The 26,869-nt window shown below is 39.5% G+C and carries 22 protein-coding genes and 1 pseudogene; 15 read left to right on the top strand and 8 right to left on the bottom strand.

The features are described 5' to 3' along the window. The first annotated feature begins 225 nt into the window (after nucleotides 1-225). Entirely contained in the window at nucleotides 226-609 is a 384-nt protein-coding gene (locus RMY27_RS00480; RefSeq protein WP_322659789.1) for a heavy metal-responsive transcriptional regulator, read from the top strand. Between the two features lie 70 nt (nucleotides 610-679). Here RMY27_RS00480 and RMY27_RS00475 read toward each other — a convergent pair whose 3' ends face one another. From RMY27_RS00475 to RMY27_RS00455, 5 genes are all read right to left on the bottom strand, one after another. Then, on the bottom strand, nucleotides 680-1,330 hold the full coding sequence (locus RMY27_RS00475) for a hypothetical protein (protein WP_322659449.1): 651 nt from the start codon (nucleotides 1,328-1,330) through the stop codon (nucleotides 680-682). A 178-nt stretch (nucleotides 1,331-1,508) separates the two neighbouring features. Then, nucleotides 1,509-1,736, bottom strand: a complete 228-nt coding sequence (locus RMY27_RS00470; RefSeq protein WP_322659447.1) for a hypothetical protein — start codon at nucleotides 1,734-1,736, stop codon at nucleotides 1,509-1,511. Nucleotides 1,737-1,755: 19 nt separating this feature from the next. Continuing rightward, complete coding sequence (locus RMY27_RS00465) at nucleotides 1,756-4,116, bottom strand: heavy metal translocating P-type ATPase (protein ID WP_322659445.1); 2,361 nt, start codon at nucleotides 4,114-4,116, stop codon at nucleotides 1,756-1,758. Nucleotides 4,117-4,205: 89 nt separating this feature from the next. Further along, complete coding sequence (locus RMY27_RS00460; protein WP_322659443.1) at nucleotides 4,206-4,400, bottom strand: heavy-metal-associated domain-containing protein; 195 nt, start codon at nucleotides 4,398-4,400, stop codon at nucleotides 4,206-4,208. Nucleotides 4,401-4,895: 495 nt separating this feature from the next. Continuing rightward, nucleotides 4,896-6,212: a hypothetical protein gene (locus tag RMY27_RS00455; protein ID WP_322659441.1), complete on the bottom strand. Its 1,317-nt coding sequence runs from the start codon at nucleotides 6,210-6,212 to the stop codon at nucleotides 4,896-4,898. Nucleotides 6,213-6,601: 389 nt separating this feature from the next. Here RMY27_RS00455 and RMY27_RS00450 point away from each other — a divergent pair, with 389 nt between their 5' ends. Continuing rightward, the gene (locus tag RMY27_RS00450) at nucleotides 6,602-6,997 is read left to right on the top strand and encodes a hypothetical protein (protein WP_322659440.1); all 396 of its coding nucleotides are present in this window, start codon (nucleotides 6,602-6,604) and stop codon (nucleotides 6,995-6,997) included. Between the two features lie 473 nt (nucleotides 6,998-7,470). Further along, nucleotides 7,471-8,123: pseudogene (locus tag RMY27_RS35420) on the top strand (PDDEXK nuclease domain-containing protein). 167 nt (nucleotides 8,124-8,290) lie between these two features. Here RMY27_RS35420 and RMY27_RS00435 read toward each other — a convergent pair. Continuing rightward, a complete protein-coding gene (locus RMY27_RS00435) occupies nucleotides 8,291-8,626 on the bottom strand; it encodes a hypothetical protein (protein WP_322659434.1) in 336 nt (111 codons plus the stop codon). Nucleotides 8,627-9,341: 715 nt separating this feature from the next. On the opposite strand from RMY27_RS00435, the gene RMY27_RS00430 reads away from it, so the two are divergent. The 6 genes from RMY27_RS00430 (at nucleotide 9,342) to RMY27_RS00405 (ending at nucleotide 18,443) form a co-directional block, all read left to right on the top strand. Beyond that, nucleotides 9,342-10,127: an HAD family hydrolase gene (locus RMY27_RS00430; protein ID WP_322659432.1), complete on the top strand. Its 786-nt coding sequence runs from the start codon at nucleotides 9,342-9,344 to the stop codon at nucleotides 10,125-10,127. A gap of 171 nt (nucleotides 10,128-10,298) precedes the next feature. Continuing rightward, nucleotides 10,299-11,477 (top strand): DNA double-strand break repair nuclease NurA, encoded by a 1,179-nt coding sequence (locus RMY27_RS00425; RefSeq protein ID WP_322659430.1) that lies wholly within the window; start codon nucleotides 10,299-10,301, stop codon nucleotides 11,475-11,477. 450 nt (nucleotides 11,478-11,927) lie between these two features. After that, nucleotides 11,928-14,621 (top strand): PAS domain S-box protein, encoded by a 2,694-nt coding sequence (locus tag RMY27_RS00420; protein WP_322659428.1) that lies wholly within the window; start codon nucleotides 11,928-11,930, stop codon nucleotides 14,619-14,621. A gap of 196 nt (nucleotides 14,622-14,817) precedes the next feature. Beyond that, entirely contained in the window at nucleotides 14,818-15,876 is a 1,059-nt protein-coding gene (gene phnD / locus RMY27_RS00415; protein WP_322659426.1) for a phosphate/phosphite/phosphonate ABC transporter substrate-binding protein, read from the top strand. Then, nucleotides 15,873-17,636, top strand: coding sequence for an ATP-binding protein (locus tag RMY27_RS00410; RefSeq protein ID WP_322659423.1), 1,764 nt, complete (start codon nucleotides 15,873-15,875; stop codon nucleotides 17,634-17,636). The genes phnD and RMY27_RS00410 overlap by 4 nt, the downstream gene beginning before the upstream one ends. 21 nt (nucleotides 17,637-17,657) lie before the next feature. Beyond that, on the top strand, nucleotides 17,658-18,443 hold the full coding sequence (locus RMY27_RS00405) for an FHA domain-containing protein (protein WP_322659421.1): 786 nt from the start codon (nucleotides 17,658-17,660) through the stop codon (nucleotides 18,441-18,443). Between the two features lie 30 nt (nucleotides 18,444-18,473). On the opposite strand, the gene RMY27_RS00400 is transcribed toward RMY27_RS00405, so the two are convergent. After that, nucleotides 18,474-20,648: a DEAD/DEAH box helicase gene (locus RMY27_RS00400; protein ID WP_322659419.1), complete on the bottom strand. Its 2,175-nt coding sequence runs from the start codon at nucleotides 20,646-20,648 to the stop codon at nucleotides 18,474-18,476. Nucleotides 20,649-20,655: 7 nt separating this feature from the next. Here RMY27_RS00400 and RMY27_RS00395 point away from each other — a divergent pair, with 7 nt between their 5' ends. Next, the gene (locus RMY27_RS00395) at nucleotides 20,656-20,781 is read left to right on the top strand and encodes a hypothetical protein (protein ID WP_322659417.1); all 126 of its coding nucleotides are present in this window, start codon (nucleotides 20,656-20,658) and stop codon (nucleotides 20,779-20,781) included. A 77-nt stretch (nucleotides 20,782-20,858) separates the two neighbouring features. Continuing rightward, nucleotides 20,859-21,215, top strand: coding sequence for a Spx/MgsR family RNA polymerase-binding regulatory protein (locus tag RMY27_RS00390; RefSeq protein WP_322659415.1), 357 nt, complete (start codon nucleotides 20,859-20,861; stop codon nucleotides 21,213-21,215). 180 nt (nucleotides 21,216-21,395) lie between these two features. On the opposite strand, the gene RMY27_RS00385 is transcribed toward RMY27_RS00390, so the two are convergent. After that, entirely contained in the window at nucleotides 21,396-22,226 is an 831-nt protein-coding gene (locus RMY27_RS00385) for a lectin ESA-2 (protein ID WP_322659413.1), read from the bottom strand. Nucleotides 22,227-22,921: 695 nt separating this feature from the next. On the opposite strand from RMY27_RS00385, the gene RMY27_RS00380 reads away from it, so the two are divergent. The 4 genes from RMY27_RS00380 (at nucleotide 22,922) to RMY27_RS00365 (ending at nucleotide 26,562) form a co-directional block, all read left to right on the top strand. Next, nucleotides 22,922-23,353: a DoxX family protein gene (locus RMY27_RS00380; RefSeq protein WP_322659411.1), complete on the top strand. Its 432-nt coding sequence runs from the start codon at nucleotides 22,922-22,924 to the stop codon at nucleotides 23,351-23,353. A gap of 28 nt (nucleotides 23,354-23,381) precedes the next feature. Next, nucleotides 23,382-23,948: a DUF2808 domain-containing protein gene (locus tag RMY27_RS00375; RefSeq protein ID WP_322659409.1), complete on the top strand. Its 567-nt coding sequence runs from the start codon at nucleotides 23,382-23,384 to the stop codon at nucleotides 23,946-23,948. A 278-nt stretch (nucleotides 23,949-24,226) separates the two neighbouring features. Further along, on the top strand, nucleotides 24,227-25,546 hold the full coding sequence (locus tag RMY27_RS00370; protein WP_322659407.1) for an acetyl ornithine aminotransferase family protein: 1,320 nt from the start codon (nucleotides 24,227-24,229) through the stop codon (nucleotides 25,544-25,546). A gap of 101 nt (nucleotides 25,547-25,647) precedes the next feature. Further along, nucleotides 25,648-26,562 (top strand): DUF1338 domain-containing protein, encoded by a 915-nt coding sequence (locus RMY27_RS00365; protein WP_322659788.1) that lies wholly within the window; start codon nucleotides 25,648-25,650, stop codon nucleotides 26,560-26,562. Nucleotides 26,563-26,869: the final 307 nt, after the last annotated feature.

The raw sequence follows: 26,869 nt of genomic DNA, 5'->3' as shown, positions 1-26,869 counted from the left end.
TATCAGCTTATATAAGCTGATATCCATTGAGAATAGATATTTGCAAAATTACAAATTAGTAACAGTTATAATTAGATAAAAATTTAAACTACTACGCCAATTTTTTTTAAAATCTCAAATGACTTAATGAATTAAAAAAATATGTCATAATAATTACAATATTTGAGAAAATCTGCCGTGTTAACTCAGGAAACAGAACTGCTTTTAATTGGTTAGGTAACAGATATAAGCGGAATCTCCATTAGGACAATTCGCTATTACGAGAGTTTAGGCTTAATCCAATCATCAAGACGAACAGAGGGAGGCTTCCGCCAGTTTTCATTGGATGTGCTGACTCGTCTAGCATTCATTAAAAGGGCACAAAATCTTGGTCTTAGCTTAGAGGAGATTGGAAATATTCTTCAGGTTTATGACCAAGGACAAGCTCCCTGTGGTGAAATTCAAGAAAAGCTCGAAGACAAGCTCTTGCAAATCGATCGCCAAATCGATCAGTTGTTAACTTTACGGTCTGAAATAAAGGGGTTACTTTCAGGTTGGAAGAATATGGGCGGACAGCATGAAGATACAATTTGTCCGATCATTCAAAATACTCTCAGTACTGAGTGCTGACAAAAAAGTAAGAAATGAAGAAACACCTAAAGATTGTATAAATGGGGCTGGTAGTCAAAGAAGTACTACATTATTCCCAAGGGAGATTAGGAATATCTTGAATAATATCCGGGAAAGCAACTTCTGCAATCTGATACAGGTATCGAACCGCATAAAATTCACTAATAAACCCAATTGGTTTTATCTCATTCATGCTTTTAGGGTAATAGCAACTATATGCACACCAAATTCTTTTATAGCACTCTTGAATATATCCAATAAGTGCATTCAAGTATTCCAGAAAAATAGCTTTTTCAGGTTGTTCTTGAACAAGTTTCTTATGTTGCCAAGGAAGATCGGGTACAGAATCATACGCCGTATCTGGAAAAGCAGCATCCATAACTTGATGCAAGTATCGAACCGCGTAGAATTCTTTCTTGAAGCCACTTACTTCTACCATGTCCATGTAGCCAAAAGAATAACAACTATGTGCTAGCCATGTGCCGTCGAAGCATTCTCGAATATATCCAAGCAGCAATCCCTTCTCTCCTACTACAACTGTTTTCTCAGGACACTCTTTGATAATTAGACCTTGTTCGCGCATGGCTAATAGCTCTTCTCCTTGCCATGAATGTCCTTGCCGATCGTAGCCACAAATTTGCTCTGGATAATCCCAACCAGAAGTATAAAATTTATAGTTACTAAGGCAAGGACAGTGAAATACTTGAAAGTGCAAACTCATAAGAGTTAAGGTTTTTTTATAATTCTACAAAAGATGATGACGCATTTAAAAGTCAATCAAATTGCCAAGCACTAAAATTACGTTTATTGCAGGAGATGCCTCCACTAGGAGTACCATTTAATTGAACTCTTGGATATAGTCTTAAGTTCAAGCAATTATTTCATTATTCACTCAGAATTTAGGACTCAGGACTTTTATAAAGAAGAAACCACCACAACTCTAATCCAATCAAGGCTAAACCAGCGATCGCAACACCAACTTTCAAGCCTAAAGGTTGCTCGATACTATGAAATTGGCTATTTTGCTCTGGTGAATGGGCTGGCATTTCTGCTAATGCTACGCCTGATGTTCCAGCGAGCAGCACTAAAACTGTAAGGCTTCCCCAAAGCGTTTTTTGATTGAACATTTCCTCAATTACCCTGCAATTATGAGCTAATTTTTGGTTGAAAGTTACGCAATCTTAGAGCATTGCTAACAACAGAGAGCGAAGAAAGAGCCATCGCCGCCCCGGCGATAATTGGATTGAGTAACCAACCAAAGATGGGGAACAAAATTCCCGCCGCAATGGGAATACCAATGACGTTGTAAACAAAGGCAAAGAAGAGATTTTGCTTGATATTGTTGATGGTGGCGCGACTAAGTTGAATTGCTGTGACAATTCCTTGCAAATCTCCAGAAATTAGTGTGATATCGCTAGCTGCGATCGCTACATCTGTTCCCGTACCAATAGCAATTCCCACATCAGCCTGTGCTAACGCTGGCGCATCATTAATGCCATCACCTACCATTGCGACAATTGAGTGCTGAGTTTTGAGTGAGAATTTACGAGAATTCTCTTTCCTTACTCCCCTGCTCCTCTGCTCCCCTGCCCCTCGGTCACTGAGCGTAGCCGAAGTGCTGCCCCTCTGCTCCCCTTGCAAAGATTGGATAATCGCCGCCTTTTGATCTGGACGCACTTCGGCAAAGATTCGCTGGATGCCAACTTGTAGAGCGATCGCATCAGCAGTTTTACGATTATCTCCGGTAAGCATTACTACTTCTAAACCTAACTTCTGTAAGGCTTTCACCACTGCTGCTGATGAAGGTTTTAGGGCATCGGCAATACCCATTATTCCTTGTAGTTCGCCATCTACAGCAATCAAAATAACTGTTTTACCAGCAGCTTCCCAGGCATCTTTATACTGCTGGAGACTCATGGTGTTAATTCCAAGTTCTGTTAACCAGCGTTGTGTACCAATTTGCACAAGCCGATTTAAAACAACTGCTTGGACACCACTACCTGCATTAGCTACGAAGTTTTTTGCATCTATTAAACTCACTTCTTGAGACTGGGCGTATTTCACCACCGCTTCAGCTAAAGGATGTTCAGAATTTCGTTCCACCGTTGCTGCTAACTGTAAAAGCTGGATTTCATTACCATTAGCTGTGCCGTTGACAGTTACAAAGTCTGTAACTGTAGGTTTACCCTGAGTTAAAGTGCCAGTTTTATCTAGAACGATGGTTTGAATTTTGTGTGCTAGTTCTAAACTGTCAGCACCCTTAATCAAAATGCCATTTTCTGCACCTTTGCCCGTCCCCACCATTACAGAAGTGGGAGTAGCTAAACCCAAAGCACAAGGACAAGCGATAATCAGTACACCCACCGTTGTCATTGTGGCTAGGGTGAGGTTGCCCGTAAAATTAAACCAAATGACGAAAGTGGCGATCGCAACGGCAATTACAGCTGGTACAAACCATCTTGTAACTTGATCTGCCAAGCGCTGAATTGGTGCTTTAGAACCTTGGGCTTGTTGCACTAGTTTGACAATTTGAGCCAAAAATGTATCATTTCCGACCCGTGTCACCCGAAACTGAAATGCACCCGCACCGTTAATCGTGGCCCCAATCACCTCATCTCCTGGCTGCTTTTTAACTGGCAAACTTTCACCAGTCACCATCGCTTCATTTACCGTTGAAGCGCCTGTAATCACTTCGCCATCCACCGGAATTTTTTCACCAGGACGCACTAAAATCACATCGTTGATTCTAACTTCGACGATGGGAACATCAATTTCTCTACCATCACGAATAACTCTGGCATCTCTAGCTTGCAGTCCGATGAGTTTGCGGATAGCTTCAGAAGTTTGTCCCCTAGCCCGATTTTCCAGCAACCGCCCTAGCAAAATTAAGGTGATGACAATGGCGGCAACTTCGTAATAAATATGAGGAATCAAGCCTTGAGCAATAAAAAATTTTGGAAAAACAGTGACAAACAAAGAATATAGATATGCTGCACTTGTACCCAAAGCAATCAGCGTGTCCATCGTTGCCGTATGGCGCTTGAGAGATTTCCAGCCATTGCGGTAAAAAGATCCACCACACCAGAACACGACAGGGGTTGTCAACACTAACTGCATCCAAGAATTTTGCAAGAAGCTTGGAATCAAGGGTAAATTTAGCCCAGTCATCATGGGCAACGACCCCAAAAATAAGAAAATGCTGATTACACCTCCCACCGCTACCTTGAGGGAGAGTTGGCGTTGTAATGCTTGCCGACTTGCTTTCTCACCATCATCTTCGGTGAGCAATTCTTCCTGAAGTGAGTCAGAAGAGTATCCCGCAGCTGCGACCGCACCTTGGATTTTCTCTAAATTGGCTAGAGAGCGATCGTATTTGATCGTAGCTTGCTCTGCTCCAAAGTTAACGTTACAGTCAATTACCCCAGAAACAGAGCGAATTGACTTTTCAATGTTGTTGGCGCAAGCGGCACAACTCATGCCTCGAAGTTTGAGTGTGAGAGTATCCATAACTAGATGAACCCCTGTGATTAGTGTGAGAGGAGCGTGAAGAAGGCAGGAGGCAGTGAAACACTGCCTCCTGCCTTTCTTGCTAAAAATTAAGCAACTGGATAACCCGCAGCAGCTAACGCTTCCTTAATTGCTGTTTCTGATGCTTGAGTTTCTACACTGACAAGCTTGGTTGTTGGATCGGCCTGAACGCTAGCATTAGCATCGATTGCCTGAAGTGTTTTGGTGATGGTGCTTGCACAAGCAGAACAAGCCATGTTGGGAACTGTGAGTTGGAGAGTCATAGATTTACGGGATAAAATGAACAACTTAGCCAGATCGAGCTGGATGACTGAGACGTATCCCTCACACATCAGAAATAACTGGGAAGAGAGTCGCCTTGAATTCATCCTAGACTCTCTAGCCGGCTGGAGAGTCTAGAGATTTTTAAAAGTTTTTCGCTAAACTTCAAATTTCTTTACAACTTTGGTTTGGGCAGGGCTATTTCATTCCCTAAATTGCATGAAAAATCAAGGGTTCTAGCGATTAAAGATTGATTATTTTCTTACCAACGTGCCGATAAAATGAAAAATTTTACTGTTGTTTAAGTGCTTAAAAGTTCATCTCATTGTCACCCTCCTCAATGCATCGGGGAGGGTTAAGGTGGGGTAAAACCTTGATTAATCAGCTATTTTAGAGTTTTGTCTACACCGTAGCTTTAATCAGGGAAGGTTGAGACAGGTCAAAATAATGTGCAGCTTCACAGAGAATTGGTATTAACTGTTGACAGTGGAGAAATCTTACTGGAGTTGCTTTAATTTATTATTTGCCGATAGCAATAACTCTTGAGCTTTTAAATAAACAGTTGTACCTTTTTCTACCTTTTCTAATTGGTTAATAATCCCGTGGAACTGACTAATTATGCGATTGCGATCCAAATTTTTGGGGTCAGTGGGAATTGAAGCCACTAAACTTTCTATTTCTCGTTGTGCCATAAAGAAAGCCTGTACAGAAACGGACTCAGCTTGTCTTCTTACTTTGACTTGACCCAAATTAGTCTCATAAATTGCTAATAACTTTTGTGCTTCCAGATAACCTACCAAATCTTCAGAAGAAATCTGTTTTAAGCGATTAATAGCTTCTGACCATAAATTTTCTATTTGTTCCCATTCGGTGACTGTGTGCGGTGGATTTTGACCAGCTTTTGCAGCTTGCCAAGAAAATTGCTGCGCTGCGGTAATTAAAGCACTGACGCGCTCATTTCCCGCTGCTAATCCCACAACTTCTTTAAAATCACGCTTGTAGGCATCTAGTTGATTTTGAGCAGTTTTTCCGGCTAAGGTTTGTCCGGGAATCTCTTCTAACTTATCCAATGCTGAACGCCAAGCTGCGATCGCCGACTTTTTATCGGTTACTGTTGTAGCAATTTGATACTGCTGTTTTGCATTCAATAATGCCTGGCTATTATCAGTGAGCAAGGTTTGAGCGTTTTTTTCCTGAAAAACCTTGGCTTCTAGTTGTCCTACTTGACGACGTGCTGCATTCAAACCGTAAACGCTGAACCGCCAGTCGTACCACCAATATTTGTATTCCGGCCAATCGTTAACCAACCCAATTGGCAAGTTATTTAGATGTGTTTTTGTCTGTTGCAGTTGCTGTTCACCCAACGCCAAATCTGCCGCACTAGTGGGTTTTTCAATCAAGTATTCAGCTTGCTCAATTGATATCAACGCCTGTCGATAGTGCTGTTCCATGCTCATGTAACTGGGTAGCAATAAAAAAGGTGCATTTTGCACCACACTCCGACGAATTATTGGGTAAGGCTGATTCGCCACCCAAACCACACCTGCGGGAATGCCGATAAGTACTGCTATCCATATCAATTTAGTACCTATACCTCTGTTGGGTTTGCTAGGTCTTTTTTGATGCGATATACTGCTAACCTGCCCCTGTGCTGCTATTTCCTGTTCTAATTCAGCTAGAGTTTTTGGTTTTGATGGTTTTGCTGGTTGCTTCAGCCCTGTAGGTTGTTGGCTGATTACAGATGGATTTATCCCAGAAACATTTTGAGAGTTATTACGAGAAAATTTTTTAGTAATTTTGTGTAAAAAGGTCATATATAGATTCAGTGCTTAGTTTAGTATTCCCCAACTAAGCTCGAAATAAAAACAATACGTGGCTTTTTACAAAAGCTCTAAGGGTGCGATCGCTATTTTATAGTATTTTTGTACCCTGAAAAAGTGGTATCCACAGGTCATATTGATGTGCAGGTTGAAGCAGAAATGGTAGACCTTGTGGCGCGATTGAGTCTGGTGTTGACGTTTAAGGCGTAGCTGCTAAATAAAAAGCCCCTGGTCAACGCCAGGGGTATCCATCTTTATTCCCTCATTTAGAATGGCATCTGTAAAGCTATAGTAAATCCGTATTAATGCGATAAACGCATAGCAATGATGATTATTTTGCAATCAGCTAGATAGGAAGTTACTCAGTGGCATGGATGAGAGTGATGTCTACGATGGTCACTGAGCTTGTCGTACCACTTGCCTACGGCACGCTCCGCAAACGTGGAAGCAAGCTACGCAAAGCGTCTTGTAGAGAAGTGCGGGCTGCGCCTACGCCTTTTGCAATCTCCATTCAAAACATGGGATTGTGTTCATTATCCCAACACTTGCGATCGCTCCAATTTCTGCCAGTATGTTCGCATTCAGATGCATTATCTATCCAAGGGATCGATGTAGAGTGGTACGAGTTTCCAATGGAAGTGAATAAGCTAGCACTGAATAAGGGTAATAATAAGGATAAAATTATTAATGTACAAATTGGTAGAGTGATTAAATATCCAATGAGCAGTACAATGTTGCTACGAGTCAAAAGAAATGTACTTATTTTATTGTTCTTTTGACGAGTTTTTAAGCTGGTTTTTGAATTCAACAAATGCATAATGCAACCCTATTAATGCCAGCTTATATAACAATCACATTTGATTTTTAAAAGCCAAGCGAACTGAGAGCAAGCCAATCAGGTTTTGCTCTCTAGTCTATTTAGCAAAAATCAAATATAAGTCTTATATAAGTATGGATTTTTACGTAAGAACATTATTCAAGCTATACACTCTGATGTCAAAGGCAGAAATGACGACTTCTTATAATTTTTAATTTTTGGGCGCAAAAAAAATTTTTACATGAAAATATGTTGAAGTTTTGGCAACCACTTTTGTGTAAATACTGATAAATTTCACTCACAGCGTTCTTTTGTCAATGCAGCAAGAATACTGATATAACGCTGGATTGTTACATATCTGTATCTGATATCAAAATTTGGTTAGCAAAATTTTGCCTAATGCTGGCAGTATAGAAGTAGCGTTAATATTTTCTTATGCCTAGAGATAAGAAATCTAAAGCTTTAGAAAGGGGTGTATCTGATGTTGTCGGTTATGAAATTTTTTTAACTGAACTAAAAACACGAATTTCTAGCGCTCAGTTACGCGCCGCAATAGCAGTCAACAAAGAATTAGTATTACCCTACACTTTTGATTTTCTCAATTTAGGTGAAGATTTTCTGGAACCTAATTTTGAGCCTGCTTTAATCAACCACATCCGCGATTTTTTAATAGAGTTAGGGGTTGGTTTTGGTTATTTAGGTAGTCAATACCATCTTGAAGTTGGTGGTGAAGACTTTTATATTGATTTGTTGTTTTACCACGCACGTTTACACTGCTTATAGTGATTGACCTAAAAATTGAAGAGTTCAAACCAGAGTATTCTGGTAAGATGAATTTCTATGTTAGTGCAGTGGATGATTTATTGAGGCAACCAGATGATCAGCCTACAATTGGAATGATTCTATACAAGAGTAAAAGTAAGGTAATTGCCGAACATTCCCTGCGAGATATGCATAAGCCAATTGGTGTTTCTGTGTATCAGCTACAAGATATTTTGCCGGAGGCTTTGCAAGGTAATTTGCCAACGATTGAGCAGTTAGAAGCTGAATTGGAAACGATTACTAAAATTGAATTAAGGCTCGTTTAGGTGCAAAATTTCAGGGGAGAATAATTCATCCACTTGGAGAGACGTAGATGAGCAAAACGAAATCTAGCAATACTAACTTGACCAAAGAAAACGTGGTCAGCGGGAGACGCAAAAAACGGAGAGAGTATTGAATAACTCCTCCGCGTCTTTGCGTCTTCAATAAACAACTACCACCAAATTCGATTTCCATTTTCGTCAACTCGCGCTTCCCGAATTACGTCGGAAATTTCTTCAGCATCTTTAACGTGGTGGAGTGCCTTCTTTTCGCCGTTGGGTTCATCCACAACGAAGTAAGTCGGGACTGTGATTGTGTCGCCTGTAATATCTGGTACATGATCAATAGCTGCCTGTTTAGCCTTCTCTTCAACTGATTGAGGCTTATCAGAAATTCTATCTCCTGGATTCGCGGTTAGGTTTCTTTCGTTCACATCTGGCTTTTCACGAGAATCCCGATCTTCGCCTACTGGTTGATTAATTTGATTTTCTTGATTTTTATCACTCATGGCGCTTTCAGTTATTAAAATATGGAACTCGACTAACAACAGCTTAAAAAATCAAGAGTATAAAGAGTTCTTTCTCTGGAGAGAGTTTGAGAATATATTTTGAATAGATTTTGTGAGGAACATATCTTAGGTTATAGCCTAGCTCTGAGGTTTATAAATAACCTCCTACTCCAGAAATAAATAATAATTAAAAATTACAGTTCAGGAACAACTCTTAAAAAAGCCAATTTTATGAAAATCAACCCACAGTAAACATAAATGTAGATTAATCCTAATGCGATCGCACCGTAGTATATTAGTAGACCTTGCTAGGTAAATCGCATCATCATGGAACATTCTTCTATTAATGGCAAAATTCCAGCGAGGATAAAAACACGCCGGGATTTTTAACCTATGTGCTAGGTACTACAGTTGCATCAGTAGCTATCGGATATCTATTTCCCAAAGTCAGCCAAAGTCGTCTCAGGGTCGAGTTGTTCGTGACCCAGCTAAACGTTCTTTACCACTAATCACTGTAGTAGTCAAGCAAAACCAAATTCATTTGGTCGATCGCAGACCTGCTGTAGATCCTCCTTAAGCTACCAGTAAAAAATCAAATTTAACAATGCCACCATACTTTTTCAGCAAATTTATGAATTATAAAAGACTAACAAAAATTACTGCATGATTTAAATTTGTCGGGTAAGCTGACAACAGCAGTTTCATTCTCAAACCAATGACCACAAGTAGTCCCAAAATTTTAGCCCTGGACTTTGATGGAGTGATTTGCGACGGATTAATTGAATATTTTGAGGTAGCATGGCGTACCTACTGTGAAATTTGGTCTTCTGCTAACGACACACCGCCAGATGATTTAGCTTTGAGATTCTATCGACTAAGGCCTGTTATTGAAACGGGTTGGGAAATGCCCATTTTAATTAAAGCCTTGATAGATGGAATTCCTGACGAAAAGATTCTTCATGAATGGGTGAGCATTGCCCCACAAATTTTGTTAAATGATAAGCTCCAAGCAAGAGAAATTGGTGCAAAACTAGATCACCAGCGAGATGAATGGATTACCACTGATTTAGGTGGTTGGCTGAGTCTGCATAGATTTTATCCGGCTGTAGTAGAAAAAATAAAATTAACTATTGACGGTGGAGTTAAACTATACATTGTGACAACTAAAGAAGGGCGCTTTGTAGAGCAGTTGTTGCAACAAGAAGGAGTGAATTTACCACCAGAAGCAATCTTTGGAAAAGAAGTCAAGCGTCCCAAATATGAAATTTTGCGAGAATTAATTCAGTCAGCAGAAGATAAGTCAGTTAGTCTCTGGTTTGTAGAAGATAGACTCAAGACATTACAGTTAGTCCAACAGCAAGCAGACCTTGAAGATGTAAAACTTTTCCTTGCAGACTGGGGCTATAATACGCAAGCAGAAAGGGAAACTGCTCAAAACGATCCGCGAATTCAGTTGTTATCACTTTCTCAGTTTGCCAAAGATTTCTCCGCTTGGCTTTAATATATTAAATATCTAGTCAAAAAGAGACGTAGCGCTGCTATGTCTCTACAAAGATTCGGAATGATGGATATTTAATTTCTGGACGTATTTATATAAATTAAATATGTATTTTGTAAATTTAGCTGAAATAATAACTCATAACTATTCACTCCTAACTTCGTACTTACTTTTATGCTTGACCTAACAAAACTGGCGCGACAAATGCAGGGTTTAAGTCAGCATCTTACCTTAGAAGCTGCTGCTAGTCGTCAGCGTTTAGAACTGGCACAACAACATTTAAAAAATGCTTACGAGTGTCAACAAGATTTAATCGATCGCCAAGAAAAATGGCGCGATCGCATTCTCTTTGCTAATGCTACCCCAATTGAGCCGCTAGAAACCTGCATCGATATCCCAGTTCCCCCCAAAATTCATACTGTCATTGCTACCGATGGTTCCCAAATTGCCCCCAACCATCACGAAATTGCTTATTGTTATCTCCTAAATATCGGCAGAGTCGTCTTACACTACGGACAAAATCGCCATCCATTACTCGATAGTTTGCCAGAAGTATTTTACCGCCCAGAAGATTTATATATGTCTCGGCAATGGGGAATTAGAACCGAAGAATGGATGAGTTTTCGCCGCACTGCTTCCGAAACAACGGTGTTAGCAGAACTTGCGTGTGATGCAGCACAAGCGGAAACGCCAGCGCTAGCGATGGTAGATGGTTCGCTAATTTACTGGTTTTTAGAACAGTTGCCGATAGATGCACGCGATCGCATTTTACCCCCTATCTTAGAAGCTTGGCAGCAAATGCGTGATGCTCGAATTCCTTTAATGGGCTATCTTAGCGCCTCTCGCAGCATCGAAACAATGAACTTTTTACGGTTATTAGCTTGTCCCCATCCAGCGCCAGACTGTAAAAGTCATTGTCCAAATCAGCTAGAAAAAGTACCTTGTAAAATTTTTGAACAGTTGCGAGATACTTCTGTTTGGGCAAGCAGACTCAAACCAGGACAACGCACTACTTTGTGGCGCAGCAATTCTCCTATTCTCGAACTTTATGGCGATCAAATCATTTACTTTTGCTACGTCCACGTTGGCACTGAAATCGCCCGAATTGAAGTTCCAGCATGGGTCGCCGAGAATGCAACCATGTTAGACCAAGCACTGGGACTGATGTTAGCACAAGTACAAAAAGGATATGGCTACCCTGTAGCGATCGCCGAAGCGCATAATCAAGCAGTAGTAAAAGGTGGCGATAAAGCGCGTTTCTTTGCGCTTCTCGAACAACAAATGATTAAAGCTGGTTTAAAAAACGTGGGAACTTCCTACAAAGAAGCCAGAAAGCGCGGGAGTATTGCTTAAAATAATTTGTAATGACGCTCCTGCGTCGCTAACGCTGCGCTAACGTAATTCATAATTCGTCATTGAATTCTTAAGTACGAATTACACTTTGTGGTACTAATGCCTTGGCTTAAGGACAATGACAGGTAAAAATTCTGATTAATTCAGTTTACTTAACACTTCTTATCTTAATTTTAAAATATAAATGTTTACTTTACAGCTTTTTAGGGAAACCTTTATTTAGTAGATAAATAAGTCAATCGCTAGCTTACTTAGTAGAAACTAGTAGATAGTTATTGACTATACATCAAGTTAACTACGTTTTATTCGTAAGCAAAATAGTCTTTGCCATAACTGATATTAGGTGAGTCTCTAGGTTGATATATCTTATCAAAATGGGTGTTCAACTTCAGTAAAAAACGTACTAACTTATTTAACCTTTATTAAAAAAGATTCATACCTAAAAAGCTGATGAAACTAGTTAAATCTGAGTACAAACAATCTGAAGAAAAATACTCTCGATTTTTCTCACTTTCTATAGATTTATTGTGTATTGCTAATTTTGATGGTTATTTTAAGTATTTAAATCCAGTATGGACAAAAACACTAGGTTGGTCAATTCAGGAACTTGTTACTAAACCCTTTATCGAATTTATTCATCCTGAAGACCGTGAATCTACTATTGCAGCAGCCCAAAAAATTACACAATCTGTAGATGCAGTCAGCTTTGAAAACCGCTATCTTTGTCAGGATGGTTCTTACAAATGGCTATCGTGGAATGCGACTGGTTTTAGTGAAGAAAAGTTGATTTATGCAGTAGCTCGTGACATAACTATTAACAAAGAGAATGAAATAGCCCTAAAAAATTCTATCCAAGAATTAAAAGCTTTTAAATTTGCCTTAAATGCTCATTCACTGGTAGCTATTACTGATAGGGCTGGAAGAATAACCTATGTGAATGACCTATTTTGTGAAGTTTCTAAATATTCTTCAGAAGAACTTCTAGGGCAAGATCATCGAATTATCAATTCTGGATACCACACAAAAGAATTTTTTGCAAACTTATGGAAAACTATTGCCCAAGGAAAAATATGGAAGGGAGAAGTTCAAAATAAAGCCAAGGATGGAACTTTTTATTGGGTTGATACTTTGATCGCCCCAATGTTGGGACAAGATGGAAATCCTTATCAATATGTATCAATTCGTACAGATATTACACAGCGTAAGCTTTCAGAGTTAGCTTTATTGGAGCGATCGCGCTTGTCAGTTTTGAGTGCAGAAGTCAGTTTAGCTTTATCTCAAAGTGGCACACTTCCAGAAATTTTGCAAAATTGTACAAATACTATTTCCCAATACCTTGATATCGGCTTCGTTTGTATCTGGACATTTGAACGCCAGACAAACCAGCTACAATTACAAGCTGGCGTTCATTGCACAGATATTACTTGTAGTGCTTTGAGCGATACTCAAGATTTCCCAGAACATATTGCTTTAGTCAATAATATTATTGGCTCAATGATTCAAAATCATCAAGCTATTTTTAACCAAGAACTATCCGTTAATCATTCAGAAAAGCTTATAGAGTCTACATTTTCAATTTCTCGATTTTCTGCTTATCCATTAATAGTAGAGCAGCAAATAATCGGTATAATGGCTTTATTTAGTAAGCAATTATTTACCGAACCAACTCATAACCTATTAAATTGGATTGCTAATAATATTGCTGTAGCTATTGACCGAATCTGGGCGCGAGAAGAACTACTTAGCCGTCGGGAAGCCTTATTACTGCGTCTAGCTAGCCAAATTCGCAGTTCTCTTGACCTAGATATGATCCTAGAAACTGCTGTGAATGAAATTCGCAGCTTATTACAAATTGACCGTTGCTACTTTCTTTCTTATTTACCGCACCCATCCCAAGCAAGTCTAACTATTACCTATGAAGCACGAAACCCTAACTTAACAAGTATGTTAGGCAGTATTCCACTGCAAAAAAGCAATTTTTTTACTCAGAATCTTCTCTCTCAAGAACTAATCTGCATCGAAAATATTAATAGTAAATCACAACTTGATTATGATATGCAAGAACTTTTAACTGAGTTTGGGATCACATCTCAACTAATGCTACCAGTTAAGAGTAATTCCGGGGAGATTGGAGCAATTGTGTGCAGTCATTGTAGTGGCGATCGCATTTGGAATAACAGTGAAATTAGCCTGTTACAAGCTGTTTGCGATCAAATAGCGATCGCTATCGATCATGCACAACTTTATACCCAAAGTCGTGCTGCTACTTTAGAAGCTCAAACCCAAGCTGAAAAGCTCACTGAAACCTTGCATAAATTGCAACAAACTCAATCTCAACTGATCCAAAATGAAAAAATGTCTAGTTTAGGACAATTAGTCGCCGGAGTTGCCCATGAAATCAACAATCCAGTTAATTTTATTCATGGTAACTTAACCTATGCTAACGAATACTTTCAAGAGATGTTAACTCTCTTGCACCTTTATCAGCAACACTATCCCCAACCGGAAGTAGAAATTGAAGATTTCACAAAAAAAATTGATTTGGAATTCCTTACTAGTGACCTTTCTCAACTTCTTTCCTCGATGAATATGGGTACTAATCGTATCCGTGAAATTGTTTTGGGATTGCGAAATTTTTCTCGCCATGATGAAGCAGATAAAAAATTAGTTGATATCCATGAAGGAATTGAAAATACGTTATTAATTTTGCACCATCGTTGGAAAAATAATGGAATTGGCTTAGATATATCTATAGTTAAAGAATATGGCGATTTGCCTCTAGTTGATTGTTATGCTGGGCAGCTTAATCAAGTATTCATGAATATTTTAACTAATGCGATCGATGCCTTAGAAGATTCAATGTTAAAGAAAAAGACAAATCATAAACCACAAATTATAATTTGTACTGAAATTTTAGAGAGTAAATTTGTCCTCATCCGAATTGCTGACAATGGATTAGGAATGGTAGAAGACATTAAAAAGCGGTTATTTGATCCATTTTTTACCACAAAAGAGGTAGGAAAGGGAACAGGTTTAGGACTTTCAATTAGCTACCAAATTGTAGTAGAAAAACATGGTGGAATTTTGAATTGTCTATCAGAACCAGGAAAAGGTACAGAATTCTGGATTCAAATTCCCATTTAAAATACTCTACGTTTAAAAATACCATGTTTTTACGCAAAGCTGTACTTTGACATTTATTTAAAAAAAAATATGTAAATAGCCCTCTGCTCACATAGTATGTATAACTGATAACTGATCTTAGTCTGCTCATGTAGACTAAGGTCAGTTAGTCGTTCCGTACTCTAAGATCAACTATCTATAATTTAAATTGAATTTTATGAACAAATGCTTAGTAGCACCGTGGCACGTTACTAAATATCGCTTATTCAGTAAAAGTAAAGTTTTGATTGTAGCGGTAATCATGGCGCTAATAAATACAGGCTGTATTGGAAAAGAATTTCAGAAAAATAAGCCTGTTGTGGATAGTGTCTCAAGTAAACAAAACTTACCAACTTTAAAAATTGGGATGCTACTTACACAAAGCCGGATAGAGCAAGAACAGATGATTAAACCCTTAAAAGAATACTTAGAGCAATCTCTTGGAGAAAGGGTTGATACTGAGTCGCCATCAAAAATTATTGGGGGACAAGGGAGACACAAAAAACTAGAGATCGATAAAGTGCAAGATGCGATCGCCAGTTCAGTAGATTTTCAGATTGCTAAGGATTATGAGCAAATAATTGACTGGCTATTGCAAGATAAGCTAGACATGGCTTATTTAGGGCCTATGAGCTATCTGGAGGCAATAGACCGGGGTGCTAAAATTGAACCGTTGGTTGCTCCCATTGATAAACATACGGGACAACCCTGGTATCGGGCGTGTATCATTATCAAAAAAGACAGTCTCATCAAAACCTTAAAAGACCTCAAAGGTAAACGTATTGCCTTTGTAGACAAATTATCAACCTCTGGGTATTTGATGCCACTAGCAACGTTCAAAAAACTAGGAATTGATGATCGTCAAAATTTTGCTCAAGTCCTCTATGCTGGTAGCCATAGTAATAGTATGGCTGCATTAGAAAATGGCATTGTTGATGCCGCAGCGACTAATATTCCCTCTTACTTGAAACGGCAAAAAAGCGGCAAGCTAACACCTCAAAATTCCAGAATACTGTGGGAATCTGCCCCCATACCTAATTCTCCAATAGTAGTGTCCAAAAAACTGCCACCTGAGTTAGTTCAACGACTAAAGCAGGCTTTTATTAGTAGCCCAGAAGGTCTTGAGGATATTATCGGAACTGAGTCAGCTGGATACACCCTTGTTATTTCTTCAGATTACGCTCCTATCGAGCAACTCCGAAAATATCTCAACTTAATTTCTGTTCCGGCAAAATGAAAATTTCTACAAAGTTTTTTACAGGTTCATCTGTGTCTGTCGGACTGATAATAGCTATTCTCGTTGGCAATAATGTAGCTGTACAACAAATTAAGCAGACTATCCGTGAGAAAAGCAATCAAACCACTGAAACTATCAGAGTTGCTCTGATTGCGGAAAATGCCTTGAAATCTGAAATTATTGAACTCAAAGATATTATCTTACTTAAAACTCAAGATACAGGAAAAGTCAAGTTTTCAAAAGAGTTTTTAGACTCCCTGGATAAATTAGAAAAACTGATGCCAAATGCTACAGAAATTTCAGTGATTCGCCGCCGTCACCAGTTTCTTAGCCAATTAGCAAGTCAACTAACTAATTGGAATTATCAGGACACTTCTTTAGCAGATTCCCAGCAATACTTTAGAGCCATCAATTCCTTTGATAGAGATATTGAGTTGTTCCTGAGTCAGGTGATTAAACGTGCGAACCAGCAGAACCTCCTAGTTGAAGATGAACTGGAAAATTTATATCAAGTGCAGAGAATTATCTCCTTTGTAGTTGTGCAAGTAATTGTAATGCTATTTGTTGGTAAATTTCTAGTTATTTGGCGTCCAATGATTAAATCTTTGGAAAAATTACAAGCAGGAACAGCAGAAATTGCTGCCGGAAACCTAGATTACCGTTTAGATATTCAGACAGGAGATGAAATAGAAAACTTGGCTAAATCATTTAACTACATGTCACTGAAGCTAGCTGAATCTCGTGAAACGCTGATGAAGAACACTGAATTAACCCAAATGAACCAACGTCTAGAGTTGGAGATTTCTGAACGGAAACAGGCACAATCAGAACTTCAGAAAGCCTTGCAAGAACTCCAAAGCACTCAAGCCCAATTGATTCAAACAGAGAAAATGTCTAGTCTTGGTCAGCTTGTGGCAGGGGTTGCACACGAAATTAATAACCCCGTTAATTTTATCTCTGGTAATATCGTCTACGCCAGTGAATACACTGAACACCTGCGAGAAGTAGTACGCCTCTACCAAGAAGAATTCCCAAATCCTGGACAACAAATTCAGGAAAAGGTAGAGGAAATTGATTTGGAATTTATGCTAGATGATATGCCCAAAATTCTCAACTCAATGAAAATGGGATCTAAACGAATTCAGCAGATTGTCTTGTCTTTACGCACCTTTTCTCATCTAGATGAAGCAGACATGAAAGAGGTTGATATCCACGAAGGTATTGATAGTACACTGCTGATTTTGCAGAATCGATTAAAAGGTAAGCCAGAGAATCCCAAAATTGAAATCCTTAAGGAATATGGTGAGTTACCTCTGGTAGAGTGTTATGCAGGGCAGTTAAATCAAGTGTTTATGAACGTAATTAATAATGCGATCGATGCTCTTGATATGTGCAGTTCTCAATGTTCTCGGCAAGAGATTGAGAGCAATCCTAGTAAGATTATAATTAGTACTAAGCTGATTAGTGATAACCGAGTAGTAGTGAGAATTGCAGATAATGGGCCAGGTATGACCCAAGAGGTGAAAAATAAACTGTTTGACCCATTTTTTACCACTAAACCTGTGGGTCAGGGAACAGGGTTAGGCTTATCAATTAGCTATCAGATTGTGGTGCAGAAACACTCTGGAGTACTGCGGTGTAAATCAGAACTGGGCAAAGGAACCGAGTTTTGGATTGAGATTCCTTTGCATCAGATGGGGAAATCGGTAAGCCACAATGGATTAAAATTGCCTGCTGATTTGCAAGAGTCAAAAGTCTAGAGAAATTATTGACTAAAAACTATGCAAAATTTAAGTACGTCTAACATCATAGGGATGAGTTTAGAGCTTTTTCATGTTCAAAGCAATACTGCTTTTGAATTACCACCAAATATTGCAGTGTTTCATATAGGTAAACCTAATGACCAAATTCCACCGGATATTGATGTTTCCAACTTGCCAGATGCAGATGTGGTTTCTCGCATCCATGCACGAATTCAAATTCATATAAATAATTACTTTATTGAAGATTTAGGAAGTTCTAATGGGACATTTGTCAACAATACTAGATTAGAACCTAGAACACCCTGCCAAATAAATGTAGGAGATAAAATAGACTTTGGTCAAGGAGAAAAAGTTACATTTATATTTCAAGAGAAGATAAAATCTCAACAAAATCTTCTTCCTCTTGCAAGTTCCACAAAAATGCAGGCTCAAATTACTCTGAACAGCAGACAAACTCCGGTAAATCAAACAACCAGGTATATAGGCTTTGCTTTAATGGTTGCAGGCATCATCATTTTAACTGCAAATATTCGTGTTGGTATATTTTTTGGTATTCCTGGTTTATTGCTATGTATTTCTGGTATTTTCATCCTTTGTCAGCAGCAAATAAACCCTAACTTAGGATGGATTTTGATAGCGCTAGGAATTGTAGTCATAGCTTTTACTGGTAATGTGTTCGCGTCAGTTAGTCTTTTAGTTGTTGTGGCATCATCAGCATTATTTCTCGCTGGATATCAACTTTTGAATACTGGAAAAATATTAAATTATGATTTGCGATCGCTCCACAAATTAATTAAAAAATAGGTAGTTTTAAATAATTTCGAATTATCTTTATTATGCTCTCCACAATGCCACTTGCTGTTTCAGTTCCGTCATATCCAAATAATCGTTAGCAAAAGCTTTACGTAAAAGTGAATGAGGAATAAAACCATCATATTTTTGAATTTCCGGTGCTTCGGAGCTACTGACTAAATCTTCTGGAATAATCCTTTGTTCACACAAGGAAGCAATTTCACGATAAAGATATTTAAATTTATCCTTGCCTAATTTAATTGTCAAATAATAAGGATTTACTCCGCCAATACTTGTAATTTCCAACGATTCCCGACAGTATGAGTTGAGTAATCTTTCTAAAGTGCGATAAGCAACCGTACCCATCCAAGGAAAAATACAGCATTTACCTTTTTCTAATTGCAAAATATTCTGCTTATTTAATCCAACTTGATCTGCCAATTGGCGAACTTGACATAACCGTTGCAAAGCATTTTTTTGTAAGTAACTATACTCAATATTCTCAAATAAGACTTGCTGCATTCGTTGTAAAACTTTGGTATGAATAGTACCACCTCCACCACGCCAATAAATACTAGATTTACCCTCAGACTGTTTAACAAAAATAGCCTTCTTTTTAAAGTCAACTTCTACAACTTCCCAAGTTCTCCCAGCTAAAGCAAATTGATTGCCAACAGGAAGCGGTGTGACAATACTGCCAATTTCTGTTGCACCTTGCTTAACAATATATTCTTGTTGTTCAGCAAAGACAGCATAAAACTGAAATTTTCTCACTACTTTTTCTCCTGCCAAACCCAGGATTAATTTACCTTGTTCAGTAAGCTGAATATGACCAATATCAATTAAACAGCGGAGTAATAATTGAAAATCTTCTTTTAAAATAGCAGCAAAGGGCGGCAGACTAAAAATTTGTTTAGCTAGGGCATTAACTGAAATTTCTCCTGTTGCTGTTAAAATACTCATTGTTTGGTGATAAAGCAAACTCAAAGGATATTTAATTGGTTTGATTGGTTCAATCCATTGTTCTTCTAAATAAAGTTGAATTATTGCAATACACTGTAAAAGTTGCCAGGGGATTTGTTCTGGCAGAGAAGCTTCTGATAATGGCTTATCTTCAGCGCAGACGAAACGCATATCAGCAGCTTCACCTCTTCTACCACTTCGTCCCAAGCGTTGTAAAAAGCTAGCTACAGACAAGGGTGATTCTAATTGAATCACTCGCTCTAAATGACCGATATCTATGCCTAATTCTAGAGTCAGGGTGGCGGCGGTAACAGCTGGATTGTTGGGTTCACGCATCGCATTTTCAGCAGCTTGCCGTAAACTAGCAGATATACTCCCATGATGCACATGATATATATCTGGTAGTCCTTGTTCTGTGGCAATTTGTCGCAAAGATGCAATTACAGATTCGGTTCGTGTGCGATTATTAGCAAATATCAGGCATTTGCGAGACTTGCTGAGGTTGAAAATATATTGTTCATCAGCTGTCGCCTCTGATTCATCTACTCCATCAGTAATATAAAAATGTTCTACAGCCAGTTTTATCTGGCGTTTTATACCATCAATTTTTGGTGTAATTACTGGCTTATCTGTTCCCGAACTCAGCCAATTTTCCGCTATTGAGTAATCCCCAAGAGTTGCCGATAAACCAATACGACGCGGTTGTTTTTGTGTCAACTTTGCTAAACGTTGTAATTGGCAAATAATTTGACAACCGCGTTCTGAACCCATAAAAGCGTGAATTTCATCAATGATGACAAACCTTAAATCATCAAATAAGCGAGGTAGGTCTTGATTTTTATTAATTAGCAAACTTTCTAGAGATTCTGGGGTAATTTGGAGAATGCCTTGAGGATTCTTTAAAAGCTTATTTTTTCGAGTTTGCGAAACATCACCGTGCCAGTGCCAAACTGGAATATCTGCTTCTTTGAGTAAGTCGTTGAGACGCTCAAATTGATCGTTAATTAAAGCTTTGATTGGACTAATATATAATGCGCCAATTGTGGTAGCAGGGTTTTCATGTAATAGAGTCAAAACTGGTAAAAAAGCTGCTTCTGTTTTACCCGCAGCAGTTGCAGCAGTAACTAGCAAGTGAGCATCAGTGTCAAATATAACTTGACAAGCGGCAATTTGAACTGGTCGTAATTCAGTCCACTGGTGATGATAAATATATTCTTGGATGAAGGGTGCAAGTCGGTTAAAGGCATCGCTCATATTTTTTATGGATAATAGTGTTAGTAAAACTACTCCTTGGTATTTTAGAACCCTCGAATTATGGATCAACGAGTTCCATGCTTGGAATTACCGATTGCTAAAAGCGATCGCTACTCTTAAATTTCTGTCGTAGAGACTCTACGACAAGAGCATTGATAGCAGAAGTTCCACCTACTATGTCATATATGGAGATTGTTGCTTAATTATTTTATGTCTATTCAAGTCTACGGAATTCCCAATTGCAGCACTTGCAAAAAAGCTTTGATGTGGCTCCAACACAACAACATTGACCATGAATTTATCAACACCAAAGATACTCCGCCGACTCGTGAGATGATTCAAAACTGGGTAAAGTCTTTGGGTTTTGCTCCCATGCGAAACACCTCTGGTCAATCCTACCGCGCTTTAGGAGATGAAAAGAAGACTTGGGCTGATGAACAGTGGGTTGATGCATTCACTCACGATGCAATGCTGCTCAAACGTCCACTTTTCGTCAAAGATGGAACAGCTGTGCTGGTTGGCTTTAGAGATGAGGGAATAGTTCGAGAAAAATTAGATTTAGCTTAAAGAGTTCTAAGCGTTGAGTTTCCCGATAGTTAAAACTAGGGAAACTATATTATTAGCGATTATTATAGCGTTTCCTAATAAAACAAATTACATCATAGCCCCCTGGCACGAAACAGCGGCGAGGGGGTTGGGAGTTGCGTTCAGTACCGACTTAACCGAGAATCGGTCGCGATCGCCTTTTTAGATTTGATGCGATCGGAAGCCGATAGGGCCTTCACCAGAATATGTCGTGGTTCCAATTAGGGTCTTCCCACCATCATTAGATGTGACATTGAGCGCTACTACATTCTGTCCCACACGACTACCGATTATCCAAGTCCCACCAGGATTCCAGGGTGCTGTATTACCACCCCACTGGTTTTCTACTGTGTAGTTGTTGCCGGCGACAATGTTACCTTTAAAGCCGATGGGGCCTTCACCAGCATAAGTGATAGTTCCAGTCAGGGTTTTACCGCCATCGTTCGATGTAATATCGATCGCAACAACATTTTGATTCGATCGAGAGCCAAGTACCCAAGTCCCACCAGGATTCCACGGAGCAGATGAGCCTCCCCACTGGTTTTCCACATTATAGACACGGCCATCAACAGCAGCACTCTTAAAACCGATGGGGCCTTCACCAGCATAAGTGATAGTTCCAGTCAGGGTTTTACCGCCGTCGCTGGATGTAATATCGATCGCAACAACATTTTGATTTCCGCGAGCGCCAAGTACCCAAGTCCCGCCAGGATTCCACGGAGCAGATGAGCCTCCCCACTGGTTTTCTACGTTGTAATTGTCGCTTCCAGTTAAGGTAGCCTTAAAACCGATGGGGCCTTCACCAGCATAGGTCGTAGTTCCATTAAGTGTTTTGCCGTTGTCACTTGATGAAACTTTGAGTTCGACAATGCGCTGATCTGCTCTAGCTCCAATTACCCATACTCCACCAGGATTCCACGGAGCAGATGCACCACCCCACTGATTTTGTACATTGTATAGATTATTAGCATTAGTGGTTGTTGTAGCTGTCATTGTTTTCCTCCAAAGTTTTGATTGTTTAGTCAAAGTGAATCTATAGCAATCCAATTTGATTTGGAAAAAATTACGCACAATTAACAATACCTTCGCCAAATTACGAGGCTTGACATCGAACAAACCTAAGATTTTAAATGCTTCTTTTTGCCATGTAACAAAAAATTTCCTCAGGAAAATTTTGTTCTGTATGGTTTTACAGAAGTATTTTTAACTGTCGTGTAAGTCTGAGTGCAGATTCTAGTTTCTGCCTCATATTTAAGCAAGCGCTTGTCTTAGGCTATTTTGGCAAAAGTATTGTTAAGCAGCAAATATTACTGTTTTGCGCTGTCGTAGTTATACTAGTATAAGAGTAGTTAAAATTGCAAGCGTAGTTAAGAAAATTTTTGATAAAAATGTGGTTTTGCTTTACTAACCGAGCCGTGGCATAGTTAATAAATCCTTTAGTACAGTCCGGTGCATCAGTTTTATTTATAGTTGCAATCACTTTTTTCAGGAGTAGCCCAGTTGTGAGTTCCGTTAGCGGATAGCTAGGTTTAGCCCGTGCTGAGTGCAATTATTGCTTTTTTACTCAGCATTGTTTTGGTAAGTACTTGGGAAAATTTTGTCGATTTTTACTCCTATTGACTCAATGCAGATTAACATCCATCAGTCAAACTGAAGTAATAGGGCAAGTATATAAAGAGGCAAAAACCATGAATAAGCATAAGGAAACATTACGTGTCATCCTTGCTATATCCATCATTGTGGTTGGAGTAACACACTTTCTTGTTCCACAAGAATATGTCAAAATTGTGCCGCCGCAACTACCTTACCCTTTAGGATTAGTTTATCTCAGTGGCTTTTATGAAATTTTGGGTGGTATCGGGTTATTAGTTCCGCCTGTAAGTCAAGCTGCTGCTTGGGGACTTCTTGCACTTTTTATTGCTGTTTACCCAGCCAATATTTACATGGCGGCTAATCTGATTAAGATTGAACATATACCAAACTCACCTTGGGTACACGTAGTTAGACTTCCGTTGCAAGCCGTTTTAATTGCTTGGGCTTGGTGGTATACAAAATCTTCTGTTGGGGAAAAACAAGCTTCGATCATTCCTAAGTCATTGATTCCCAAGGAACTAGAATGAGAATAAGTGCGTTTCTTATATTTGAATTATGCGCCTTGCAACTTTGTTTGGAATAACACTCTCGTTAGCAATTGGCATTGGAGAAGTTACGCTTCCGGTGACTCAAGCTGTGCAGCTTAGAGATGGCTTAGTCTATTTCGTCCAACCGCCAAAACTTGTTAACGCGACAACTACTTACAAAGAGGTGAATGTTTTAAGCGCAACTTACTATTTCACTATCAATGTGCCGGAAAATGCTGGAGAATCCCTCCAAAAGGTAACGATCGCACAGAAAGAGGGAGCAGAAAACATCCACTACAATCTTGATGATACCCGTGCATTTGTCGGAACACGCGATCGCAAAGAAACGCAACTGAAACTAGGCTCAGTCACAAACGACCGCGACACACGCACGGTTTCTGTAAACTTTGACCCACCTGTAACTCCAGGACAGACAATTACCATCGCCCTCCGTCCTGTAAGTAATCCAAGCTTTTCTGGTGTTTACTTATTGGGTGTTACAGCATTCCCTGTGGGTGAGAAATCTCACGGTCAATTTCTTGGCTTTGGACGGTTTCAGTTTTACAGCAATAGGGGAAGTTGGTGGTTTCCATAGAGAGAATAGGGAATAGAAAATAGGGAACATTTTCTAAAAGTTGTGTTATAAAAACGGGCAAGAGTCTTAAACAATACGAAAGGGCTTAACATCAAGCTTTTTCGTTAAATACTTCTGAGGATTCAGGAAAAATACAGCTAATTTTTCCTGAGTCGCTGACGTATACTCTGATTTTTCGGTAAATGCGTAATTGTTACAGCAATGGAATCAAATGCTACTGTCAGCAATCAAGCTTTAGCGTTTAATCATCAGTAATCTTTAAAAAATAGAAAACAATTATGTTAAGTATTCCTATTAATCTAAATTTACCTCGTATACCCCGTTTAGTAACTTCTCTACCTGGGCCTCGCGCTCAAGCAATTGTACAACGCGATCGCGCCGTAACTTCCCCTTCTTATACCCGCGATTACCCGTTAGTTGTATCTCGCGGTCAGGGCTGTATGGTAGAAGATGTGGATGGCAATGTATTTCTGGATATGACCGCAGGTATTGCTGTCACCGCCACCGGACACGCCCACCCGGAAGTTGTCAAAGCAATTCAAGAACAGTCGGCGCGGCTGCTGCACATGTCAGGGACAGATTTTTATTATGAGCCGATGGTGGAACTAGCGGAACAATTAGCAATTCGCGTTCCCTTTCCCCACCCACATAATGATAGTGGGTTTCCCGCAAAAATATTTTTCACCAATTCCGGGGCAGAATCCAACGAAGGAGCAATCAAACTAGCTCGATATTACACCAAGCGATCGCTAATCGTAGCCTTCTTAGGTGCATTTCACGGACGCACTTATGGGGCAATGTCTCTGACTGGTTCCAAAGCAGTGCAACGAGCTAATTTTGGGCCTTTAGTTCCTGGGGTAACTCATATCCCTTATGGCACTCACGCAAGTTTAGATTACTTGGAAAAACAGCTATTTACGACGATTTTACCACCACAAGAAGTAGCAGCGATCGTCGTCGAACCAATTCAAGGAGAGGGTGGATATATCGTACCCGAAGATGGTTTCTTGCAGCGAATTCGGGAGATATGCGATCGCCACGGTATTCTGATGGTAGTGGATGAAGTACAAGCAGGGATGGGGCGGACTGGTCGCTTATTTGCGATCGAGCATTGGAATGTGATGCCTGATATCATTACTACTGCTAAAGGTATCGCCAGTGGTATGCCTTTAGGAGCGATACTTGCTAGACCAGAGTTAATGACTTGGCCTCCTGGTTCTCACGCTACTACATTTGGTGGTAATCCCGTAGCTTGTGCTGCTGGTATTGCCACATTGCGATTGCTAGAAAGTGGTTTGATGACTAACGCTACTCAGATGGGAGAATTATTACAAGCTAGTCTTACCCAGTTGCATCAAAGATTTCCGAGAGTATCATCGCCACGAGGTAAAGGTTTGATGGTAGCGGTAGATTTATTAGATGAACAGGGTAATCTTGATTATAAATTGCGCGATCGCATTATTCAAGAAGCTTTTTTACGCGGTTTATTATTGCTAGGTTGCGGTAAAGCAGCAATTCGTTTCTGTCCCCCTCTAGTTATCGACAGCGACCAAATTCAAATTGCCCTTCAGATTATCAGCGAGATTTTAAGTTCTTAAAAGATGAAGGAAGTGGGGAATAGAGTGCAGAAAGAGATTTCCTAACTTTTGACCCTTCCTTGACTAATGACAAATGACAAATGACAAATGACAAATCTAATATGAAACCCGAAATAGCCCTTGATTTATGGAAATTACTTTGGCAAGAATACAGTGCCAGGGTCAATCATGCTCGTACCTACCAGCAAATGATTACTACTGCGGGTGGGACTGTTGCCAACGACCACATCGCCTTTCGGTCATTGCGTTTATTAGTAGATACTCCACAAGGTCAACTTAACTTAGGAATTGACTACCTTGGACAACTTGCAGAAGCTTTGGGTTACGTTGCGGCTGGAGAGTATACCTTTGCTCAAACTCATTTGTACGCCCGTCATTATCGTCATCCACAGCAAGAGGAATTTAACTTACCCAAGCTGTTTATCAGCGAGTTAATTGTCGATGAATTGCCTGCTAATATTGCCCAACTCATCTTTAAAACAGTATCTTCAATCCCAAAGGAACTGACCTTACCCCTTACTCTTCTACAAAAAGACGGGAACCTTGAAACCATCGCTAAACAACTCCAGCAAGTCTTCACCCGTCCTTGGCTACCTCCCCAGCGTTCTGTTGTCGAAGAAGTGAATCAGGTTACTCAGTATGGGGCTTGGGTATTGCTGCACGGATATGCTGTCAACCATTTTACAGGTTACGTTAATGGACAGAATACCCCAGAATATCCAGACATCGATACTACCGCCAGTGCTTTGACTAACCTGGGTGTACCAATGAAAGCAGAGATAGAGGGAAATGTTGCTTGTGGTTTGCGGCAAACTGCAACTCAAGCAATAACAGAAATGGTGACGGTGTTAGATGATAACAGTGGTGCAGAAATTCAGATTCCTTGGACTTACGCCTATTATGAAATTGCCCAGCGCTATCTAGTAGAAGTGGAATCTGGAAAGCAGCTGCTTTTTGATGCTTTTTTAGGAAGTAATGCCCAGCAATTGTTTGAAATGACTCGTCTATCTAAATAACCGAGAGTTGTTATACCAATTGGAAAAAAGAATGCGACAAATAGACGATTTGTAGAGACGCGATGAATCGCGTCTTTATCCAAAAATATGTTGTAATCATTAATTGAATTGATATTAGTAAATAATTCAATTGCAAAGTTCCGAGCTAGTAGTTTAGTGTTTTGGACAAACTACACTTGCAAGACACAATCTGATGTCGTAAGAGTTGGCGCGGCGTAGCTTCTCGTAGACATTGCACTCTTTTTACAAATTGTATTGAAAAACGAAACCCAACATTTGCACGTTTGTTAGCTAAAGTTTGGGTTAA

Origin of the sequence: Nostoc sp. DedQUE09 (assembly GCF_034530915.1) — a bacterium.
Taxonomy (GTDB): Bacteria; Cyanobacteriota; Cyanobacteriia; order Cyanobacteriales; family Nostocaceae; genus Nostoc.
The sequence above is the reverse complement of the archived record's forward strand: the minus strand, read 5'-3'. Positions and strand labels throughout refer to the sequence as shown.